Source organism: Streptomyces sp. NPDC005551, from assembly GCF_042871785.1.
Taxonomy (GTDB): Bacteria; Actinomycetota; Actinomycetes; order Streptomycetales; family Streptomycetaceae; genus Streptomyces.
Genome location: NZ_JBIAJE010000008.1, coordinates 1 through 19,291 on the forward strand (window position 1 = coordinate 1; position 19,291 = coordinate 19,291).

At 72.3% G+C, this 19,291-nt stretch carries 17 protein-coding genes; 11 read left to right on the top strand and 6 right to left on the bottom strand.

Annotated features, from left to right (window positions below; all coding sequences use genetic code 11):
* A partial coding sequence (locus ACFYP4_RS23100; protein WP_388787648.1) for a biotin/lipoyl-containing protein occupies nucleotides 1–1,263 on the top strand: 1,263 nt, incomplete at its 5' end.
* 458 nt (nucleotides 1,264–1,721) lie between these two features.
* Here the strand turns inward: ACFYP4_RS23100 and ACFYP4_RS23105 are convergent.
* Together ACFYP4_RS23105 and ACFYP4_RS23110 are read right to left on the bottom strand one after the other, a co-directional pair.
* The gene (locus tag ACFYP4_RS23105) at nucleotides 1,722–2,702 is read right to left on the bottom strand and encodes a DeoR/GlpR family DNA-binding transcription regulator (protein ID WP_358854921.1); all 981 of its coding nucleotides are present in this window, start codon (nucleotides 2,700–2,702) and stop codon (nucleotides 1,722–1,724) included.
* Between the two features lie 216 nt (nucleotides 2,703–2,918).
* Nucleotides 2,919–4,367: an NAD(P)H-quinone dehydrogenase gene (locus ACFYP4_RS23110; RefSeq protein ID WP_358854922.1), complete on the bottom strand. Its 1,449-nt coding sequence runs from the start codon at nucleotides 4,365–4,367 to the stop codon at nucleotides 2,919–2,921.
* Between the two features lie 107 nt (nucleotides 4,368–4,474).
* Here ACFYP4_RS23110 and ACFYP4_RS23115 point away from each other — a divergent pair, with 107 nt between their 5' ends.
* The 3 genes from ACFYP4_RS23115 (at nucleotide 4,475) to ACFYP4_RS23125 (ending at nucleotide 7,681) form a co-directional block, all read left to right on the top strand.
* The gene (locus ACFYP4_RS23115; RefSeq protein WP_121405665.1) at nucleotides 4,475–4,912 is read left to right on the top strand and encodes a gamma-glutamylcyclotransferase; all 438 of its coding nucleotides are present in this window, start codon (nucleotides 4,475–4,477) and stop codon (nucleotides 4,910–4,912) included.
* A 171-nt stretch (nucleotides 4,913–5,083) separates the two neighbouring features.
* On the top strand, nucleotides 5,084–5,908 hold the full coding sequence (locus tag ACFYP4_RS23120; protein ID WP_358854923.1) for a purine-nucleoside phosphorylase: 825 nt from the start codon (nucleotides 5,084–5,086) through the stop codon (nucleotides 5,906–5,908).
* A gap of 141 nt (nucleotides 5,909–6,049) precedes the next feature.
* On the top strand, nucleotides 6,050–7,681 hold the full coding sequence (locus ACFYP4_RS23125) for a phospho-sugar mutase (protein ID WP_388787653.1): 1,632 nt from the start codon (nucleotides 6,050–6,052) through the stop codon (nucleotides 7,679–7,681).
* Between the two features lie 102 nt (nucleotides 7,682–7,783).
* Here ACFYP4_RS23125 and ACFYP4_RS23130 read toward each other — a convergent pair whose 3' ends face one another.
* Together ACFYP4_RS23130 and ACFYP4_RS23135 are read right to left on the bottom strand one after the other, a co-directional pair.
* The gene (locus ACFYP4_RS23130) at nucleotides 7,784–9,433 is read right to left on the bottom strand and encodes a hypothetical protein (protein WP_388787656.1); all 1,650 of its coding nucleotides are present in this window, start codon (nucleotides 9,431–9,433) and stop codon (nucleotides 7,784–7,786) included.
* A gap of 196 nt (nucleotides 9,434–9,629) precedes the next feature.
* Entirely contained in the window at nucleotides 9,630–10,271 is a 642-nt protein-coding gene (locus ACFYP4_RS23135) for a PH domain-containing protein (RefSeq protein ID WP_388787659.1), read from the bottom strand.
* A gap of 112 nt (nucleotides 10,272–10,383) precedes the next feature.
* Here ACFYP4_RS23135 and deoC point away from each other — a divergent pair, with 112 nt between their 5' ends.
* Genes deoC through ACFYP4_RS23150 form a run of 3 tightly spaced genes read left to right on the top strand, consistent with a single transcriptional unit; the run spans nucleotide 10,384 to nucleotide 13,677 of the window.
* Nucleotides 10,384–11,340 carry a deoxyribose-phosphate aldolase gene (gene deoC / locus ACFYP4_RS23140; RefSeq protein WP_358854949.1) on the top strand — a complete coding sequence of 319 codons (957 nt, stop codon included), beginning with the start codon at nucleotides 10,384–10,386 and terminating at the stop codon, nucleotides 11,338–11,340.
* A gap of 5 nt (nucleotides 11,341–11,345) precedes the next feature.
* Complete coding sequence (locus ACFYP4_RS23145; protein ID WP_358854927.1) at nucleotides 11,346–12,797, top strand: aldehyde dehydrogenase family protein; 1,452 nt, start codon at nucleotides 11,346–11,348, stop codon at nucleotides 12,795–12,797.
* Nucleotides 12,790–13,677 (top strand): aldehyde dehydrogenase family protein, encoded by an 888-nt coding sequence (locus ACFYP4_RS23150; RefSeq protein ID WP_388787663.1) that lies wholly within the window; start codon nucleotides 12,790–12,792, stop codon nucleotides 13,675–13,677. Before ACFYP4_RS23145 ends, ACFYP4_RS23150 begins: the two co-directional genes overlap by 8 nt.
* A 116-nt stretch (nucleotides 13,678–13,793) precedes the next feature.
* Here ACFYP4_RS23150 and ACFYP4_RS23155 read toward each other — a convergent pair whose 3' ends face one another.
* The gene (locus ACFYP4_RS23155; RefSeq protein ID WP_358854929.1) at nucleotides 13,794–14,195 is read right to left on the bottom strand and encodes a hypothetical protein; all 402 of its coding nucleotides are present in this window, start codon (nucleotides 14,193–14,195) and stop codon (nucleotides 13,794–13,796) included.
* Nucleotides 14,196–14,322: 127 nt separating this feature from the next.
* Between ACFYP4_RS23155 and ACFYP4_RS23160 the strand changes: the two genes are divergently transcribed.
* A complete protein-coding gene (locus ACFYP4_RS23160; protein WP_388787666.1) occupies nucleotides 14,323–14,958 on the top strand; it encodes a uridine kinase in 636 nt (211 codons plus the stop codon).
* 148 nt (nucleotides 14,959–15,106) lie between these two features.
* On the opposite strand, the gene ACFYP4_RS23165 is transcribed toward ACFYP4_RS23160, so the two are convergent.
* On the bottom strand, nucleotides 15,107–15,865 hold the full coding sequence (locus ACFYP4_RS23165) for a SigE family RNA polymerase sigma factor (protein ID WP_358854931.1): 759 nt from the start codon (nucleotides 15,863–15,865) through the stop codon (nucleotides 15,107–15,109).
* A gap of 271 nt (nucleotides 15,866–16,136) precedes the next feature.
* Here ACFYP4_RS23165 and afsQ1 point away from each other — a divergent pair, with 271 nt between their 5' ends.
* From afsQ1 to ACFYP4_RS23180, 3 genes are read left to right on the top strand one after another with little or no spacing between them, the layout of a single operon-like run.
* On the top strand, nucleotides 16,137–16,814 hold the full coding sequence (gene afsQ1, locus ACFYP4_RS23170) for a two-component system response regulator AfsQ1 (protein WP_099505496.1): 678 nt from the start codon (nucleotides 16,137–16,139) through the stop codon (nucleotides 16,812–16,814).
* A complete protein-coding gene (locus ACFYP4_RS23175; RefSeq protein ID WP_358854932.1) occupies nucleotides 16,811–18,361 on the top strand; it encodes a HAMP domain-containing sensor histidine kinase in 1,551 nt (516 codons plus the stop codon). The genes afsQ1 and ACFYP4_RS23175 overlap by 4 nt, the downstream gene beginning before the upstream one ends.
* Nucleotides 18,358–18,969 carry a hypothetical protein gene (locus tag ACFYP4_RS23180; RefSeq protein ID WP_358854933.1) on the top strand — a complete coding sequence of 204 codons (612 nt, stop codon included), beginning with the start codon at nucleotides 18,358–18,360 and terminating at the stop codon, nucleotides 18,967–18,969. The genes ACFYP4_RS23175 and ACFYP4_RS23180 overlap by 4 nt, the downstream gene beginning before the upstream one ends.
* Nucleotides 18,970–19,291: the final 322 nt, after the last annotated feature.

Genomic DNA, 19,291 nt, shown 5'->3' on the forward strand with positions numbered 1-19,291 from the left:
CGCACCCTGGAGGAAGTACCCGAGCTGTACGACTCGGCGGTACGTGAGGCCGTCGCCGCGTTCGGCCGCGGCGAGTGCTTCGTCGAGCGCTACCTGGACCGGCCCCGCCACGTGGAGACGCAGTGCCTTGCCGACACCCACGGCAACGTCGTGGTCGTCTCCACCCGTGACTGCTCGCTGCAGCGCCGCCACCAAAAACTCGTCGAGGAAGCCCCCGCCCCGTTCCTGTCCCAGGCGCAGGTCGAGCAGCTGTACTCCTCCTCCAAGGCGATCCTGCGTGAGGCCGGCTACGTCGGCGCCGGCACGGTGGAGTTTTTGGTCGGCGCGGACGGCACGATCTCCTTCCTGGAGGTCAACACCCGTCTGCAGGTCGAGCACCCGGTCACCGAGGAAGTCGCCGGGATCGACCTGGTCCGGGAGATGTTCCGCATCGCCGACGGCGAGGAACTCGGCTACGGCGACCCCGTCCTGCGCGGCCACTCGTTCGAATTCCGTATCAACGGCGAGGACCCCGGCCGCGGTTTCCTGCCCGCCCCGGGCACCGTCACCGCCTTCAACCCGCCCTCGGGCCCCGGCGTCCGCCTGGACGCGGGCGTGGAGTCCGGCAGCGTGATCGGCCCGGCCTGGGACTCCCTGCTCGCCAAACTCATCGTCACCGGCGCCACCCGCGAACAGGCCCTGCAGCGCGCCGCCCGCGCCCTTGAGGAGTTCACCGTGGAGGGCATGGCCACCGCGCTGCCCTTCCACCGCAAGGTCGTCACCGATCCGGCGTTCGCTCCCGAACTGAGCGGCTCCACCGAACCGTTCACCGTCCACACCCGGTGGATCGAGACCCAGTTCGTCAACGACATCCCCGCCTTCGCCGCTCCCGCCGCAAGCGAGAGCGATGACGAAGCGGGCCGCGAGACCGTGGTGGTCGAGGTCGGCGGCAAGCGCCTGGAAGTGTCCCTGCCCTCCAGCCTGGGCATGTCCCTGGCCCGCACCGGCCTCGCCGCCGGCGCCCGCCCCAAACGCCGCGCGGCCAAGAAGTCCGGCCCCGCCGCCTCCGGCGACACCCTCGCCTCCCCCATGCAGGGCACCATCGTCAAGGTCGCCGTCGAAGAAGGCCAGCAGGTCAACGAAGGCGACCTGATCGTCGTCCTCGAAGCCATGAAAATGGAACAGCCCCTCAACGCCCACCGCTCCGGCACCATCAAAAACCTCACCGCCGAAATCGGCGCCTCCCTCACCTCCGGCGCCCCCATCTGCGACATCAAGGACTGACCCCGACACCAGAAAGCGCCCGGCCCCTGTTCACAGGAGCCGGGCGCTTCCACGTCGCCACCCAGCAGCACGCCCGCCACAGAAGGAGCCGAGCCGGTTCCGCACCACAACCGGCACGACCCGCACCCGCCCTCCCACACAAGAAGCCGAGCCGGCCCCGCACCGCAACCGGCAGAACCCGCACCCGCCCTCCCACAGAAGGGGCCGTGCCGGTACATCAAATGCCCGTTGCAGGTCGGGCAGACAACCCCGGTCCATCTGGCAACCCACGCGCACGCCCGACATGCAACGGGCGGATGCACCGGCGCCGCCCCGACCCACCCACCGGGCCGAAGCGCCCCCGCCCAAAGCCTCGGGGCGCAGGCACCCCGAGCACGGCACCCCCGGTCAAGCAACCCCCGGGGCGCAGGCACCCCCGGCCCAGGCACCCCCGGTCAAGGCGCCCCCGCCAGAATCCGTCAGCGACGACGCAAGTCGGCCACCCGAGCCCGCTCCCCCGGAGCCTGCTCCCCCAGCACGGTCGCGCTCCGCAACTGCGCCCCCGGCACCTGCCCCCGCCGCGGCCCGGGCAACGGCATGTCCCGGCGCGACTGACGCCCCGCCGGGCCCGTGTCACCCCCCGCGCCACTCCCGCCGTTCGCGGAGGACGCCGAGGACGCCGACCCGGCCACCGCGATCTGCACCCCCTGGTCGGCCAGGGCCTGCAACTCCGTGGCCGCACGGTCGTCGTGCGCCGGCGGCTCGTCGGTCACCAGCCGGGTGATCAGCTCCGTCGGCACGGTCTGGAACATCGTGTCCGTGCCGAGCTTGGTGTGATCGGCGAGGACCACGACCTCCCCGGCCGCCTGCACGAGCGCGCGGTCGACGGACGCCGACAGCATGTTGGACGTCGACAGCCCGCGCTCGGCGGTCAGACCGCTCCCCGAGAGGAAGGCCCGCGACACCCGGAGCCCCTGCAGCGACTGCTCGGCCCCGCTGCCGACGAGGGCGTAGTTGGAACCCCGCAGGGTGCCGCCGGTCATCACGACTTCCACGCGGTTGGCATGGGCCAGCGCCTGGGCCACCAGCAGCGAGTTGGTGACGACGGTCAGACCGGGCACCCGGGCGAGCCGGCGGGCCAGCTCCTGGGTGGTGGTTCCCGCCCCCACCACGATGGCCTCGCCCTCTTCGACGAGACCCGCGGCGAGATCGGCGATGGCCGTCTTCTCGGCGGTCGCGAGATGCGATTTCTGCGGAAAGCCGGACTCCCGCGTGAACCCGCCCGGCAATACCGCACCGCCGTGCCGGCGGTCGAGGAGTCCTTCTGCCTCCAGTGCGCGCACGTCCCGCCGTACGGTCACTTCGGAGGTCTGGACGACGCGGGCGAGCTCACGGAGCGACACGGCCCCGTTCGCTCGCACCATTTCGAGGATCAATTGGCGACGTTCTGCAGCGAACACGAAACTGACAGTAACCCCAACGACCGTCTGCTTTCAGCAGTTTGCGCCGAATAGCAGAAGTTGTTCGCACAGCAGGACAAGGAGTGGTATACGCGCCACCCCGACCCGTCACCCGTCGTTCACCTTCGCCCGCCCGGGTCTCGCCCGCCCCGGCCCGCGCCGGGCGGACGCCCCGTGTCAGCCCGGACGCCCGCGCCGGCCCACGCCCCAGTCGCGTCAGCCCTCGTCCGCACTCTTCCGGGTGTGCAACTGCCGGGCCACTTCGGCGATCGACCCCGACAGGGACGGATACACCGTGAACGCCTTCGCCACCTGTTCGACGGTCAGGTTGTTGTCGACCGCGAGTGAGATCGGGTGGATCAGCTCCGACGCGCGCGGCGCGACGACGACACCGCCGACCACGATCCCCGTACCCGGCCGGCAGAAGATCTTGACGAAACCGTCGCGGATGCCCTGCATCTTGGCGCGGGGATTGCGCAGCAGCGGCAGCTTGACGAACCGGGCGTCGATCTTGCCGCCGTCTACGTCGGCCTGGGTGTACCCGACCGTCGCGATCTCGGGGTCGGTGAAGACGTTCGACGACACCGTCTTCAGGTTCAGCGGGGTGACCGCGTCGCCGAGGAAGTGGTACATCGCGATGCGGCCCTGCATGGCGGCCACGGAGGCGAGGGCGAAGACCCCGGTCACGTCCCCGGCGGCGTAGACACCGGGAGCCGTCGTCCGGGACACCTTGTCGGTCCAGATGTGCCCGGAGTCCTTGACCTTGACCCCGGCCTCCTCGAGCCCCATGCCGGTGGAGTTCGGGACGGCGCCGACGGCCATCAGACAGTGCGACCCGGTGATGACCCGCCCGTCGGCGAGCGTGACCTCGACCCGGTCGCCCACCCGCTTGGCGGCCTGCGCGCGCGAACGGGCCATGACGTTCATGCCGCGGCGCCGGAAGACGTCCTCCAGCACGGCCGCGGCGTCCGGGTCCTCGCCCGGCAGCACGCGATCACGGCTGGAAACGAGCGTGACGCGTGACCCGAGCGCCTGATAGGCGCCGGCGAACTCGGCACCGGTGACACCGGAGCCGACCACGATGAGCTCCTCGGGAAGCTCGTCGAGGTCGTAGACCTGGGTCCAGTTCAGGATCCGCTCCCCGTCCGGCTGCGCGTCGGGCAGCTCACGGGGGTGCCCGCCGGTCGCGATGAGCACCGCGTCCGCGACGAGGGTCTCCTCGCTCCCGTCGACCGCCCGTACGACGACCTTGCGCGAGCCGTCCATGGCCTGCTGCCCGTCGAGGCGCCCGCGACCGCGCAGCACGCGTGCCCCGGCCCGGGTCACGGAGGCGGTGATGTCGTGGGACTGGGCGAGGGCGAGCCGCTTCACCCGGCGGTTGACCTTGCCGAGGTCGACCCCCACCACCCGGGCGGCCTGCTCGAGCGGCGGGGTGTCGTCGGCGACGATGATGCCCAGTTCCTCGTACGACGAGTCGAAGGTGGTCATCACCTCGGCCGTCGCGATAAGGGTCTTCGACGGCACGCAGTCGGTGAGCACCGATGCCCCGCCCAGACCGTCGCAGTCGACGACGGTCACCTCCGCGCCGAGTTGGGCGGCCACCAGGGCCGCCTCGTATCCGCCGGGTCCGCCACCGATGATCACGATCCGAGTCACGTACTCCATTGTCCCGCACGCGCCAAGGTGCTTCCGCCCGGGGGCCGCCGTCCGTGCATTCGAGGGACTTCTGTTACACGGGAGGCGTCGGTCGTCGCTGCCGTACCCTCGACCCCATGTCGCTCTACGCCGCGTACGCCGGCAATCTCGACCCGCGGCTCATGACGCGCCGCGCCCCGCACTCGCCGCTGCGCGCCACCGGCTGGCTGAACGGCTGGCGGCTGACTTTCGCCGGTGAGCACATGGGCTGGGAGGGCGCGCTGGCGACGATCGTCGAGGCACCGCGTTCCCAGGTGTTCGTGGCGCTGTACGACGTCGCGCCGCTGGACGAGGACTCGATGGACCGCTGGGAGGGCGTCGGCCTCGACATCTACCGCCGTATGCGTGTGCGGGTGCATACCCTGGAGGGCGAGGAACCCGCGTGGGTGTACGTGCTGAACGGGTACGAGGGCGGGCTGCCGTCGGCCAGGTACCTGGGTGAGATCGCCGACGCGGCGGAGTCGGCCGGCGCGCCGCACGACTACGTCATGGAACTCCGCAAGCGCCCCTGCTGAGCGCCTGCGCCAGGGCGGTCGGGTTCTGTGTCCGCAGCGCCCCGCATCACCGCCGCCGCCCCTCACCCCTCTCTTTGCCGGACCCTTCGTCGGAAACGACAAGACAACGATCGCAAGACCGTGAGCTCTGTCATCTACGCGCGTAGGCCCGGACCGGCTACCCTCATGCGCGTGAACGCATCTCTTCTTCCGGACGACATCCAGGGCGACCCCTACGCCGCCGCCGACGCCGCCGCCGCGCGCCTGCGCGAACTGACGGGCGCCGAGACCCACGACGTCGCCCTCGTGATGGGCTCCGGCTGGGCCCCGGCCGTGGACGCCCTCGGCGTCCCCGAGGCCGAGTTCCAGGTCACCGAGCTGCCCGGCTTCCCGCCGCCGGTGGTCGAGGGACACGGCGGCAAGATCCGCTCGTACCGCATCGGCGGCAAGCGGGCGCTGGTCTTCCTGGGCCGCACGCACTACTACGAGGGCCGCGGCGTCGCCGCCGTCGCACACGGCGTCCGGACGGCCGTGGCCGCCGGCTGCAAGACCATCGTGCTCACCAACGGCTGCGGCGGCCTGCGCGAGGGCATGCGCCCCGGCCAGCCGGTCCTCATCAGCGACCACCTCAACCTGACGGCCACCTCGCCGATCGTCGGCGCGAACTTCGTGGACCTCACCGACCTGTACTCGCCGCGGCTGCGCGCCCTGTGCAAGGAGGTCGACGCCAGCCTGGAGGAGGGCGTCTACGCCCAGTTCCCCGGCCCGCACTACGAGACGCCGGCCGAGATCCGGATGGCCCGCGTCATCGGCGCGGACCTGGTCGGCATGTCGACCGTCCTCGAGGCGATCGCCGCGCGTGAGGCGGGTGCGGAGGTGCTCGGCATCTCCCTGGTCACCAACCTCGCCGCCGGTATGACGGGCGAGCCCCTCAACCACGAGGAGGTCCTCCAGGCCGGCCGCGACTCCGCCGCCCGCATGGGCGCGCTCCTCACCCGGGTGCTGGACCGCATCTGACCCACGGGCGCCGCCCCGGCCCCCGTCCGAGCCGAGGCCGTCCGGGCCGGCCGGGGCCCGGGGAGTGAGCGCTCGGGGGACAGCGACCCCCGGGGCACAAGGCAACGTACGACGCAGACGAAGACGAGAGGTTGACCCCACGTGCAGGACGAACTCATCGCACGGGCCGAGGCATGGCTGGCCGAGGACCCCGACGCGGAGACCCGCGAGGAACTCGCCGGGCTCATCGAGGCCGGGGACGTCACCGAGCTCGCCGCACGCTTCGGCGGCACCCTCCAGTTCGGCACCGCCGGCCTGCGGGGCGAGCTCGGCGCCGGTCCGATGCGCATGAACCGCTCCGTGGTCATCCGGGCGGCCGCGGGCCTCGCCGCGTACCTGAAGGCGCAGGGCAGCACCGACGGCCTCGTCGTCATCGGCTACGACGCCCGCCACAAGTCCGCCGACTTCGCCCGCGACACCGCGGCCGTGATGACGGGCGCGGGCCTGCGGGCCGCCGTGCTCCCCCGGCCGCTGCCCACGCCCGTCCTGGCCTTCGCCATACGGCACCTCGGGGCGGTCGCGGGTGTGGAGGTCACCGCCAGCCACAACCCGCCGCGCGACAACGGCTACAAGGTCTACCTCGGCGACGGTTCGCAGATCGTCCCGCCGGCCGACGCGCAGATCGCGGCCCAAATCGACGCCGTGCGCTCCCTGGCCGACGTGCCGCGCCCGGACAGTGGCTGGGAAACCCTCGACGAGGGCGTCCTTGACGCCTACCTGGCCCGTACGGACGCCGTACTCGCGCCCGGCTCGCCCCGTACGGCCCGCACCGTCTACACGGCGATGCACGGCGTCGGCAAGGAGACCCTGCTGGCCGCCTTCGCCCGGGCCGGCTTCCCGGAGCCCGTGCTCGTCGCCGAGCAGGCGGAACCCGATCCCGACTTCCCGACGGTCGCGTTCCCGAACCCGGAGGAGCCGGGTGCGATGGACCTGGCCTTCGCGAAGGCGCGCGAGAGCGAGCCGGACCTGATCATCGCGAACGACCCGGACGCCGACCGCTGCGCCGTGGCCGTCAAGGACGGCGCCGACTGGCGCATGCTCCGCGGCGACGAGGTCGGCGCGCTGCTCGCCGAGCACCTGGTCCGCAGGGGTGTGCGCGGCACGTTCGCCGAGTCGATCGTGTCGTCCTCGCTCCTCGGCCGGATCGCCGAGAAGGCGGGTCTCGGGTACGAGGAGACGCTGACCGGCTTCAAGTGGATCGCCCGCGTCGAGGACCTGCGGTACGGGTACGAGGAGGCGCTGGGCTACTGCGTCGACCCCGAGGGCGTACGCGACAAGGACGGCATCACCGCCGCCCTCGCCGTCACGGAGCTGGCCTCCGAGCTCAAGGAGCGGGGCCGCACGCTGCTCGGCCTCCTCGACGACATCGCCGTCGAGTACGGTCTGCACGCCACCGACCAGCTCTCCGTCCGGGTGGAGGACCTCTCGGTCATCGCGAGCGCGATGCGGCGGCTGCGCGAACAGCCGCCGACGCGGCTCGCGGGCCTGACGGTCGAGAAGGCCGAGGACCTGACGCGGGGCACGGCAACGCTCCCGCCGACGGACGGACTGCGGTACACGCTGGACGGGGCCCGGGTGATCGTCCGCCCGAGCGGCACGGAGCCGAAGCTGAAGTGCTACCTGGAGGTCGTGGTGCCGGTCGCCGGCCACGCCGACCTGCCCGAGGCGCGCACCAGGGCGACCGGCCTGCTGGCGATGATCAAGCAGGACCTGTCGGCCGCGGCCGGCATCTGAGTCACCGCCCCGCACGACGGCGCGAAGCCCCGGCCCCGGACCTTCGGAGCCGGGGCTTCGCCCACTCCGCGCCGGCACCCGGTGACCCGGCCCGGGCGGGCGCTAAGAAAGCAGGAGGACCAGCACCGCCGCCCAGGCCGCCGCGAGGAACACGCTCAGGGGCCAGAGCCGTCGCCCCCGCTGCCCTTCGCCGCACGTGCCGGCCGGCCGCAGCGCGGGGTCGTGCCACATGGCGGTGATCTCGGCGGCCGTCCTCTCGTACGGGTGAAGCCGGCCCAGCCGGCGCTCCAGCCACGGCAGCCGCGGGCCGTGGACCGTCCACCCGGGGAAGGACGCCTGGCGGCTGTCCACCCGCAGAACGGTCTCCCGGCACTCGACCACCCGGATGTGGTCCCAGGCGACGTGCTGGACGCGCCGCAGGCCGCTGAGCCACAGCCCCGAGCTGTCGGCTGTGATGCGCCAGGCCAGCTTGCGCGGCAGCGACAGCACGCCCATCAGGCCGATCAGCGCGCCGAGGACGTAGCGCCAGACGCCGTCCTGGCCGAGGAGGCCGCACCAGCCGAGCAGCACGAGTCCGGCGGCGCCGAGGCGGTCCCACCACCCCGCGCCCCAGCGCCGTACCGGTACCGGTCCGGAGTCCGGGTCCGCCACGGCCGCGGCCGCCGCCGTGCGCCGCTCCTCGTCCTGCGCCGCGCGGGCCGCGGACCGTCTCAGCGCGGCGGCCCGGCGCCGTGCGGCACCCTCCGACAGCGGACGCACCGGACCCGTCGACCAGGCCACGGACGGCGGCCCGTCCGGCTGCTTCCCGGCGCCGACGAGGAGGATCTCGGCGCCGTCGCAGGGCACCCCGTGGAGGACGGCCTCGCGCAGGGGACCCGGGGAGTCGAGACCGTGCAGGAGGTCCTCGAGCTCCTCGTCGTGCTCGTCGTCCCCGTCGTCCTCGTCGTCGTCGGGCAGTTCGCGCAGGGCGACGGTGAACAGCGGCCGTCGTGCCTGTGGATCGTCCGCGGCGAAGACCTCCGTGTCCCCGGTGCCGTCGTAGCGCACGAGCACACGCAGTACCGGTATCGGGGAGTCGCGCAGCGCGGCGCTCCGGCGACGGCCCAGGCGGCCGGAGAGGAACGTCGTCAGCCCCAGCCCGACGGCGTACCAGCCCGCCGTGCGGGACAGCCGGGGGTCGTCGACGAGGTCCCAGACGTCCGCCGTCGCCGCCACGACACCGCCGAGCGCCGCCAGGAAGAGCCCGGCGGCGATGAGGAACTTCCCGCGCTCCAGCGGCCGGTCCCCGTCCGGCCGCGGCGCCGTCACGCCGCCGGCAGCGGCCAGGGCCGCCGCGCGCTGGCCCGCCCGGGCCCGCAGCCGTACGACGGCTGCCACGCAGGTCAGCGCCAGTACGGCGAGCACCGGCCCGGTCACCGTCCAGGCCGGCCGGGGCTGCTGCATGAGAACGACGACGGCGAGCACCGGAGCCGCGACCGGTACGACCTCGGGCCGTACCGCCACCCAGACGACGTGGCAGGCGAGCAGCGCGACGACGTACGGGCGGATCTCCGCGAGCGGGGGCAGGAGGCAGCCCGCGACCAGGACGAGGACGCTCGCCGTCAGGTGGAAGCGCGCCCGGACCCGCGACGGCACCCAGCGCGGCGGCAGGGCACGCGTCCAGCGGCGGGCCTGTTCGCCGTCCCAGGCACGGCAGCCGTCGGGGAGGGCGGACGCGGGCAGCCGCGCCGGCACCTCGAGATTCGTACTCATCGTCTCCCAGACGTTCCCGCCGCAGGCGCGGTTGCCCGCCCACACGAACCGGTCCGGTACGGCCGTCCGCCTCCGTCGGGGCGCATGGCCACGAGCCTGTGGGCGGACACCGGTCCACGCGCCCGCCCGCGGCCCCGGAACCGTCTGCCGGGCACATCGCGGCACACGGCCCGCCCCGGCCGGGAGCGGGGCGGCGTCACCCCGTCGCGATCAGGATGGCGAGCAGCACCGCCCCCGCGATCGCCGGGGCGATCACCTCGTACGCCCACCGCACGCCGACCTCGCCCCGGGCGCTCTGCGCCGCTGCCCGGTCCTCGGCGAGCACCCGGAGGTCGTCCATGATCTGGTCGGTCTGCGCACGGACCGGTTCGGCCGGGACGGCGGACGTGCGGCCGCTGGTGTCCGCTGCGGCGTTGCGGGTCTGCCGCCTGGCGGCCCGCTTGCGGGCGCGCAGGGAGACGGGCACGGCCCACAGCTGGTACTTGGTGCCGGACGTGTCGACGACCTCGTTGGAGTAACCGGAGCGCAGCGAGCCGACGGTGCCCCAGGGCAGCACGATCACCCGGAACGGGTTGCGCACCCGCAGCCGGTCCTCATTCGCGAAGACGGCGGGGCGCAGCGTGAAGGCGACCACCAGCGGGACGAGCAGGATCAGCGAGGCGAGCGCCAGCCAGGGCGTGCGCCCGTGCCCGGTGATCAGCGCGTCGACGCCGAGCCAGCCGGCGATGGCGAGCAGGAGCACGCCGCCCGCGATACCCGCGGCCGACCGGTAGATCCGGTCGCTCAGCTCTGGGTGCGCGGCGTCCGGTGCGGGAGACTGGTGGTCCGGGGTCGTCATGGCCCCGATTGTGCCCGACAGTGGCGGCCGCGCCCGTCCCCGGTGGCCGAGGTCACTTCGACCCCGTGGGGTGTACAGCCGCTACGCGCGTAGATATGCTCAGGTCGTGACCATGCCCACCACTGCATCCGCTGCTCATGCACTCACGGACGTCGCCGCGTCCGACAGCACGCTGCGCCGCTTCCTCCACGGGCTGCCCGGCGTCGACGCGGTCGGCCTGGAGGCGCGTGCCGCCTCCCTCGGCACCCGCTCCATCAAGACCACGGCGAAGGCGTACGCCATCGACCTCGCCATCTCGATGGTCGACCTGACGACGCTGGAAGGCGCGGACACCCCGGGCAAGGTCCGGGCGCTCGGCGCCAAGGCGGTCCGTCCGGACCCGACGGACCGGTCGGCCCCCAGTACCGCCGCCGTCTGCGTCTATCCCGACATGGTGGCGACCGCCAAGGAGGCCGTCGCCGGTTCCGGGGTGAAGGTCGCCTCGGTGGCGACCGCGTTCCCGGCCGGACGTGCCGCGCTCGACGTGAAGCTGGCCGACGTGCGCGACGCGGTCGCCGCGGGCGCCGACGAGATCGACATGGTCATCGACCGGGGCGCGTTCCTCGCGGGCGACTTCATGAAGGTGTACGAGGAGATCGTCGCCGTGAAGGAGGCCTCGGGCGCCGCCCGCCTGAAGGTCATCTTCGAGACCGGCGAGCTGTCGACGTACGACAACATCCGGCGGGCCTCGTGGCTCGGGATGCTGGCCGGCGCCGACTTCATCAAGACCTCGACGGGCAAGGTCGCGGTGAACGCGACGCCCGCGAACACGCTGCTCATGCTGGAGGCGGTCCGCGACTTCCGGGCGCAGACCGGTGTCCAGGTCGGTGTGAAGCCCGCCGGCGGTATCCGCACCTCCAAGGACGCCATCAAGTTCCTGGTCGTGGTCAACGAGACCGCGGGCGAGGACTGGCTGGACAACCACTGGTTCCGCTTCGGCGCGTCCTCGCTCCTGAACGACCTGCTGATGCAGCGCCAGAAGCTGGCCACCGGCCGCTACTCCGGCCCCGACTACGTGACGGTGGACTGATCACCATGACCATCGAGAAGCGGTCATCCGCATTCGAGTACGCGCCGGCGCCCGAGTCCCGCGCGGTCGTCGACATCGCGCCGTCCTACGGCCTGTTCATCGACGGCGAGTTCACCGAGGCCGCCGACGGCAGGGTCTTCAAGACGGTCAGCCCGTCCACCGAGGAGGTCCTCTCCGAGGTGGCGCAGGCGGGCTCCGAGGACGTCGACCGTGCCGTGAAGGCGGCCCGCCGGGCCTTCGAGAAGTGGTCGGCGCTGCCCGGCTCCGAGCGCGCCAAGTACCTCTTCCGCATCGCGCGGATCATCCAGGAGCGCAGCCGTGAGCTGGCCGTCCTGGAGACGCTGGACAACGGCAAGCCCATCCGGGAGACCCGCGACGCGGACCTCCCGCTGGTCGCCGCGCACTTCTTCTACTACGCGGGCTGGGCGGACAAGCTCGACCACGCCGGCTTCGGTGCGAACCCGCGCCCGCTCGGCGTGGCCGGCCAGGTCATCCCGTGGAACTTCCCGCTGCTGATGCTCGCGTGGAAGATCGCCCCGGCGCTCGCCACCGGCAACACGGTCGTGCTGAAGCCCGCGGAGACCACCCCGCTGTCGGCCCTGTTCTTCGCGGACATCTGCCGCCAGGCGGGCCTGCCCCGGGGTGTCGTCAACATCCTCCCGGGATACGGCGACACGGGCGCCGCGCTCGTCGAGCACCCGGACGTGAACAAGGTCGCGTTCACAGGCTCTACGGCGGTCGGCAAGGCCATCGCCCGCCAGATCGCCGGCACGCGCAAGAAGGCCACCCTCGAACTGGGCGGCAAGGGCGCCAACATCGTCTTCGACGACGCCCCCGTCGACCAGGCCGTCGAGGGCATCGTCACCGGCATCTTCTTCAACCAGGGCCAGGTCTGCTGCGCGGGCTCGCGCCTCCTCGTCCAGGAGTCGATCCACGACGAGCTGCTGGACTCGCTCAAGCGCCGGCTCTCCACGCTGCGCCTCGGCGACCCGCTCGACAAGAACACGGACATCGGCGCGATCAACTCCGCCGAGCAGCTGGCGCGCATCACCACGCTCACCGAGCAGGGCGAGGCCGAGGGCGCCGAGCGCTGGTCCCCGGCCTGCGAACTGCCGTCCGCGGGCTACTGGTTCGCCCCGACGCTCTTCACGAACGTCACCCAGGCGCACACCGTCGCCCGCGACGAGATCTTCGGCCCGGTGCTGTCCGTGCTCACGTTCCGCACGCCGGACGAGGCCGTGGCGAAGGCCAACAACAGCCAGTACGGCCTGTCCGCCGGCATCTGGACGGAGAAGGGCTCCCGCATCCTCGCGGTGGCCGGCAAACTCCGCGCGGGCGTCATCTGGTCCAACACGTTCAACAAGTTCGACCCGACGTCGCCCTTCGGCGGCTACAAGGAGTCGGGCTTCGGCCGCGAGGGCGGCCGCCACGGCCTGGAGGCGTACCTCGATGTCTGATGCGCGACTGTCGGTGTTCAAGACCTACAAGCTGTACGTCGGCGGGAAGTTCCCGCGTTCCGAGAGCGGCCGGGTGTACGAGGTGACAGACCCGAAGGGCAAGTGGCTGGCCAACGCGCCGCAGTCCTCCCGCAAGGACGCCCGGGACGCCGTCATGGCCGCCCGCAAGGCGTTCGGCGGCTGGTCGGGGGCGACCGCGTACAACCGCGGCCAGATCCTCTACCGCGTCGCGGAGATGCTGGAGGGCCGCAAGGCCCAGTTCGTCCACGAGGTGGCCGACGCCGAGGGGCTGTCGAAGTCCAGGGCGGCCGACCAGGTGGAGGCCACCATCGACCGCTGGGTCTGGTACGCGGGCTGGACCGACAAGATCGCCCAGGTGGTCGGCGGCGGCAACCCGGTGGCGGGCCCGTTCTTCAACCTGTCCACGCCGGAACCGACGGGCGTGGTGGCGGTCCTGGCACCCCAGCAGTCGTCGTTCCTCGGCCTGGTCTCCGTCATCGCCCCGGTCATCGCGACGGGCAACACCGCCGTCGTCGTCGCCTCCGAGAGGTCGCCCCTGCCGGCGCTCTCCCTCGGTGAGGTGCTGGCCACCTCCGACCTGCCCGGCGGTGTGGTCAACATGCTCTCCGGCCGGACGGCGGAGATCGCCGCACCGCTGGCCGCGCACCAGGACGTCAACGCGATCGACCTCGCGGGCGCCGACGAGGCGCTGGCGAAGGAGCTGGAGGTCGCCGCCGCGGACAACCTGAAGCGCGTCCTGCGTCCACAGCCTGTGGATTACGCGCGGACGCCGGGCATCGAGCGGCTCACGGCGTTCCTGGAGACCAAGACGGTCTGGCACCCGACGGGTTCACTGGGCGCGTCCGGCTCCTCGTACTGAGCCGCCACCGGGCCGGGGCCTGCCCGGCCCCCTGATCCCGGCTCGCACCGCCGGGGTCCCGTCCGCCGGAGAGCCGCGCTCCCCCTCCGTCCAGGGGGAGCGCGGCTCTCCTCCTGTCAGCGCAGCAGTCCGGCCACCTGCCCGACCACCGGGATGGACCCGATGGACGGCGCCTGCGCCACCGGCCCCGTCAGCGCCTGGGAGGTCAGCGGCCGGAAGTCGCCCAGCTGGGTGCCGACCCCGTTGTCGAGCGGGTCGACTCCGGTACCGGCCAGCGGGTTGGGCTTGAGCCCGGCGACCGGGCCGGTGACGTAGCCGACCATCCCGGTCAGCGCCTGCAGACCGGCCTGCGGGTCGACGTTGCCGAGCGAGGTGGGCCGGGTGTGCGCCACACCGAGAACGTCCTGGGTCTCCGCGGCGGCCGTGGAGGCCCCCGCCCCGAGCGCCGCACCCGCCGTCGCGAGGGCCACCAGGGCGCGCCGGGCGGTCGGGGTGTTCGAGAGTGCGTGTCGAGCCATGGCTGGTGCCACCTTCTGGTGCTCAAGGTAATCGGGTCGACACGTAGGGTAGTTGAGGTGTGATGTACGCTCCAACGCCGACCCGCGGGGTCCGCCGGGGCCGCCCGATGCCTCACACTGGACTCTCGTGAGTTCCCATCCGCCCATACCCGCCCGGGTCGTGCTGCTCTCCGGCCCGTCCGGCTCCGGGAAGTCCCTCCTCGCCGCCCGCTCGGGCCTGCCCGTGCTGCGGCTCGACGACTTCTACAAGGAGGGCACGGACCCGACCCTGCCCCAGGTGGAGGGGAGTTCCGACATCGACTGGGACCACCCGCTGTCCTGGGACGCGGACACCGCGGTCGCCGCCATCACGGAGCTGTGCCGCACGGGCCGTACGACCGTCCCCGTGTACGACCTCTCGCTGAGCGCCCGCACCGGCACGGAGACGTTCCACATCGACCGGACCCCGCGGTTCATCGCCGAGGGCATCTTCGCCGCCGAGATCGTCGGGCGCTGCCGCGAACTCGGCGTCCTGGCCGACGCCCTGTGCCTGACCCGGGGCCCCCTCACCACCTTCCGCCGGCGCTTCCTGCGCGACCTCAGGGAGGGCCGCAAGTCGGCTCCGTTCCTGCTTCGCCGCGGCTGGCGCCTGATGCGCGCCGAGCGGACGATCGTGGCCCGGCAGACGTCACTGGGCGCGTACGCGTGCGACCGCGACGAGGCGCTGGGGCGGCTGGCGGGCGCGGCGGCGTGCCGCCGCGCGGAGGCCGGCAGCCCGGCGTAGCCCCTTTCCGCGCACACGAAAGCGGGACCGGACGGGCCCCCCGGCCCTCCAGTCCCGCTCTTCCGTGCTCCCCCGTGCTTCCCCCGTGGTCCCCCGTGACCACAGCGGCTCCCCCCGGAACCGCTCCCCCGTGGTCCCCCCGCTGCCTTCAGGCGACGAGCTCGCCGAAGGACTCCTCCTCGTCACGGCCGAAGCTGAGGACCTCGTCCTCACGCAGCCGGCGGAGCGACCGCCAGATGCTGGACTTCACCGTGCCGACACTGATGTCGAGGATTTCCGCGATCTCCGGGTCCGTGCGGCCCTCGTAGTACCGCAGGACCAGCATGGTGCGCTGGAGTTCGGGCAGCCGGGTGAGCGCCTGCCACAGCACGGCGCGCAGTTCGGTGCCGCGCATCGCGTCCGTGTCACCGGCGGTCTCCGGCAGTTCCTCGGTCGGGTACTCGTTCAGCTTGCGACGACGCCAGGCACTGATGTGCAGGTTGGTCATCGTCCGCCGCAGGTATCCCCCCACCGCGGCCTTGTCACTGATCCGGTCCCAGGCCCGGTAGGTCGAGAACAGCGCGCTCTGCAACAGGTCCTCGGCCTCGAAGCGGTCACCGGTCAGGTGGTAGGCGGTTGCGTACAGGGAGGCGCGGCGCTCCTGGACGTAGGCGGTGAACTCCGCCTCCGACACCGAGCGACGCTCCCCCGTGCCCTCCCCGTACGCGGCTCCCCCGTGAGCTCCCCCGCCGGCGGCGACGGTGTCCGGCGCCGTGGTTCCCCCCGTGAACGCGTCGACCACCGTCATGTACGCGGTGTGCTGACGCCCGGCGTTCCGAGCGCAGCCCCGGCCGCCCCCGGTGCTCCTGCCGACGTCGTGAAGACGCGTGACCACTGCGCTCGCGCTGGTGCTGTGCAGCGTGTTCATCTCGCGCCCCCCGTCGTGGAGTCCCGGTTCCCTGCCTGCCGTGCTCGTGTCGAAAACTTTGCCGCGGTCACTTCATGGCCGTGTCCGCCGACTGTCACAGGCCTGTCACAGGGCGCGCCCCCGGGCGCGTCACGACGTGCTCACGGCTTGTTCACGGAGCAGAGCCGTACGACTACGCAGACGGTTCCCGCCGCCTTCCATGTGTGCAAGAGATGAGTGGGAGCGCTTCAACGGTCGATAGACCACCGTGCCATGGGCCAGAATGACGTTCGTGCCTTCCCTGTTGCTGATCGAGGACGACGACGCCATCCGTACGGCCCTGGAGCTCTCTTTGACGCGCCAGGGACACCGTGTGGCCACCGCTGCCACCGGCGAGGACGGTCTGAAGCTGCTGCGGGAGCAACGGCCGGATCTCATCGTGCTGGACGTGATGCTGCCGGGCATCGACGGATTCGAGGTGTGCCGGCGGATCAGGCGCACGGACCAGCTGCCGATCATCCTGCTGACCGCGCGCAGCGACGACATCGACGTGGTGGTCGGGCTGGAGTCCGGCGCCGACGACTATGTCGTCAAGCCCGTGCAGGGACGTGTCCTCGACGCCCGGATCCGCGCCGTGCTGCGGCGCGGTGAGCGGGAGGCCAACGACTCGGCGACGTTCGGTTCCCTGGTCATCGACCGGGCCGCCATGACGGTCACCAAGAACGGCGAGGACCTGCAACTGACGCCGACGGAGCTGCGGCTGCTTCTGGAGCTGAGCCGCCGGCCGGGACAGGCGCTGTCCCGCCAGCAGTTGCTGCGGCTGGTCTGGGAGCACGACTACCTGGGCGACTCGCGCCTGGTGGACGCGTGCGTGCAGCGCCTGCGCGCGAAGGTGGAGGACGTTCCGTCCTCGCCCACCCTGATCCGTACCGTGCGCGGAGTCGGCTACCGGCTGGACAATCCTCAGTGACACCACCGCGGGACGAGCGCCGCGGCTGGGCCGCGGCGCGCAGGGCGAGGCTGGCGGGACTGCGCTTCACGAGCCTGCGGCTGCGCCTGGTCGTGGTGTTCGGGCTCGTCGCACTCACGGCGGCGGTCTCGGCTTCGGCGATCGCCTACTGGCTCAACCGCGAGGCCGTCCTCACCCGCACCCAGGACGCGGTGCTGCGCGACTTCCAGCAGGAGATGCAGAACCGCGCCAGCGCGCTGCGCCCGCACCCGACGCAGGACGAACTCCAGCACACGGCCGGGCAGATGGCGAGCAGCAGCCAGCGGTTCAGCGTGCTGCTGGTCGTCGAGGACAAGGACGGCCGTGCCGTCACCGGCAACTCGGACCTGGACGCCTTCACGCTGGAGGACGTACCGGAGTCCCTGCGCAAGGCCGTGAACAGGAGGCAGTCGGTCTCCTCCCACAACAAGTACGCCTACCACCTGTACTGGCAGCGGATCGTCGAGAACGACCAGCCGTACCTGGTGGCGGGCACGAAGGTGATCGGCGGCGGACCGACGGGCTACCTGCTCAAGTCCCTGGAGCCGGAGGCCAAGGACCTCAGCTCGCTCGCCTGGTCGCTGGGCATCGCCACCGGTCTGGCACTGATCGGTTCGGCGCTGCTCGCCCAGGCCGCCGCGACCACGGTCCTCAAGCCGGTGCACCGGCTGGGCAGCGCGGCCCGCAGGCTCGGTGAGGGCAAGCTCGACACACGGCTGCGGGTCTCCGGGACGGACGAACTGGCCGATCTCTCCCGCACGTTCAACCGCACGGCGGAGTCGCTGGAGAAACGTGTCGCGGACATGAGCGCGCGGGACGAGGCGTCGCGCCGCTTCGTCGCCGACATGTCCCACGAGCTGCGGACGCCGCTCACGGCGATCACCGCCGTCACCGAGGTGCTGGAAGAGGAGCTCGACGCCGAGACGGGCAGCGTGGACCCGATGATCGAGCCCGCCGTCCGGCTGGTGGTCAGCGAGACCCGCCGGCTCAACGACCTCGTCGAGAACCTGATGGAGGTCACGCGCTTCGACGCGGGCACGGCCCGGCTGGTCCTGGACGACGTGGACATCGCCGACCAGATCACGGCGTGCATCGACGCGCGCGCCTGGCTGGACGCGGTGGAGCTGAACGCCGAGCGCGGCATGATGGTCCGGCTCGACCCGCGCCGGCTGGACGTCATCCTCGCCAACCTGATCGGCAACGCGCTCAAGCACGGCGGCTCGCCGGTCTGCGTCTTCGTCCGCAAGGAGTCCGACGATCTGGTGATCGAGGTCCAGGACCACGGACCCGGCATCCCCGAGGACGTCCTTCCGCACGTCTTCGACCGCTTCTACAAGGCGAGCGCGTCCCGGCCGCGTTCCGAGGGCAGCGGCCTCGGCCTGTCCATCGCCCTGGAGAACGCGCACATCCACGGCGGCGAGATCACCGCGGCCAACTCGCCCGGGGGCGGTGCGGTCTTCACCCTGCGGCTGCCCCGGGACACGTCCACGCCGCCGGACGCGGACGGCACGGAGGAGGACGCCGGATGAGGGGACGACTTCGCGCGTGGCTCGCGCTGCCCGTGCTGGCCGCGCTGCTCACGGGCTGCGGGATCCGCTCGACCCAGGTCCCCACGGACTTCGGGCCCGCGCCGTCCCGGGTGCCGTGCGCGCTCTCGGCGTCCGACATCTCCACCCGGTCGGCGCCCGGCATTCCGGTCCAGGTCTTCCTGCTGTGCTCCGCGCAGCTGGTCACCCTGGACCGTTCGGTGCGCATTCCGGACGGTACGGCGGAGGTGCAGCGGCGGGTGCTCGTCGCCCAGGGTCTCCTGGACCAGCTCGCCGAACAGCCCTCCTCACCGGAGACGCAGGCCGGGTACACGACCGACGTGCGGGCCGGTACGCGGGTGAGCGGGCCGCAGGGCAAGGACCCCGAGAACACGTTCCGGCTCAGTACGCCGCCGGACGAGCTGACCTCGTACGCTCTCGCCCAGATCATCTGCACGTTCGCCAACTCGGAGGCGACCGCGGCGGACGACGGCTCCGTCATCCTGGGCGGCCCTTCGCCCCAGCCGCTCCACCACTACGACTGCACCCCGGAAGTCCGCTCCCGCCCCGGCACGGAGTCCCCACCGTCCACGGCCGTCGACCCGAACTGACCCCCGCGCCTCCCCCGGCGCCCCGAACCTGCCCACCCGCAAGGGGCACGACCCGCACCCGCCCTCCCGCAGAAGGGGCCGTGCCGGTACATCAGATGCCCGTTGCAGGTCGGGCAGGAACGCCGGTCCACCCCTGTGACCAAGGTGCACGCCCGACATGCAACGGGCGGATGTACCGGCGCGGCCCCGACCCACCCACCGGGCCAAGGCGGGCGCCCCACCGAAGCCGAGGCGCCCCACCGAAGCCGAGGCGGGCGCCCCACCGAAGCCGAGGCGCCCCACCGGAGCCACCGGAACCGATGCCGCTACCGGAGCCGATGCC

Excerpts from the sequence above, each read along its gene's own strand:
- ACFYP4_RS23135 (WP_388787659.1), bottom strand. The coding sequence starts at position 10,271 with ATGACGACCCCGGACCACCAGTCTCCCGCACCGGACGCCGCGCACCCA.
- ACFYP4_RS23145 (WP_358854927.1), top strand. The coding sequence starts at position 11,346 with ATGACCATCGAGAAGCGGTCATCCGCATTCGAGTACGCGCCGGCGCCC.
- deoC (WP_358854949.1), top strand. The coding sequence starts at position 10,384 with ATGCCCACCACTGCATCCGCTGCTCATGCACTCACGGACGTCGCCGCG.
- ACFYP4_RS23165 (WP_358854931.1), bottom strand. The coding sequence starts at position 15,865 with ATGAACACGCTGCACAGCACCAGCGCGAGCGCAGTGGTCACGCGTCTT.
- ACFYP4_RS23180 (WP_358854933.1), top strand. The coding sequence starts at position 18,358 with ATGAGGGGACGACTTCGCGCGTGGCTCGCGCTGCCCGTGCTGGCCGCG.
- ACFYP4_RS23110 (WP_358854922.1), bottom strand. The coding sequence starts at position 4,367 with ATGGAGTACGTGACTCGGATCGTGATCATCGGTGGCGGACCCGGCGGA.
- ACFYP4_RS23130 (WP_388787656.1), bottom strand. The coding sequence starts at position 9,433 with ATGAGTACGAATCTCGAGGTGCCGGCGCGGCTGCCCGCGTCCGCCCTC.
- ACFYP4_RS23150 (WP_388787663.1), top strand. The coding sequence starts at position 12,790 with ATGTCTGATGCGCGACTGTCGGTGTTCAAGACCTACAAGCTGTACGTC.
- ACFYP4_RS23155 (WP_358854929.1), bottom strand. The coding sequence starts at position 14,195 with ATGGCTCGACACGCACTCTCGAACACCCCGACCGCCCGGCGCGCCCTG.
- ACFYP4_RS23115 (WP_121405665.1), top strand. The coding sequence starts at position 4,475 with ATGTCGCTCTACGCCGCGTACGCCGGCAATCTCGACCCGCGGCTCATG.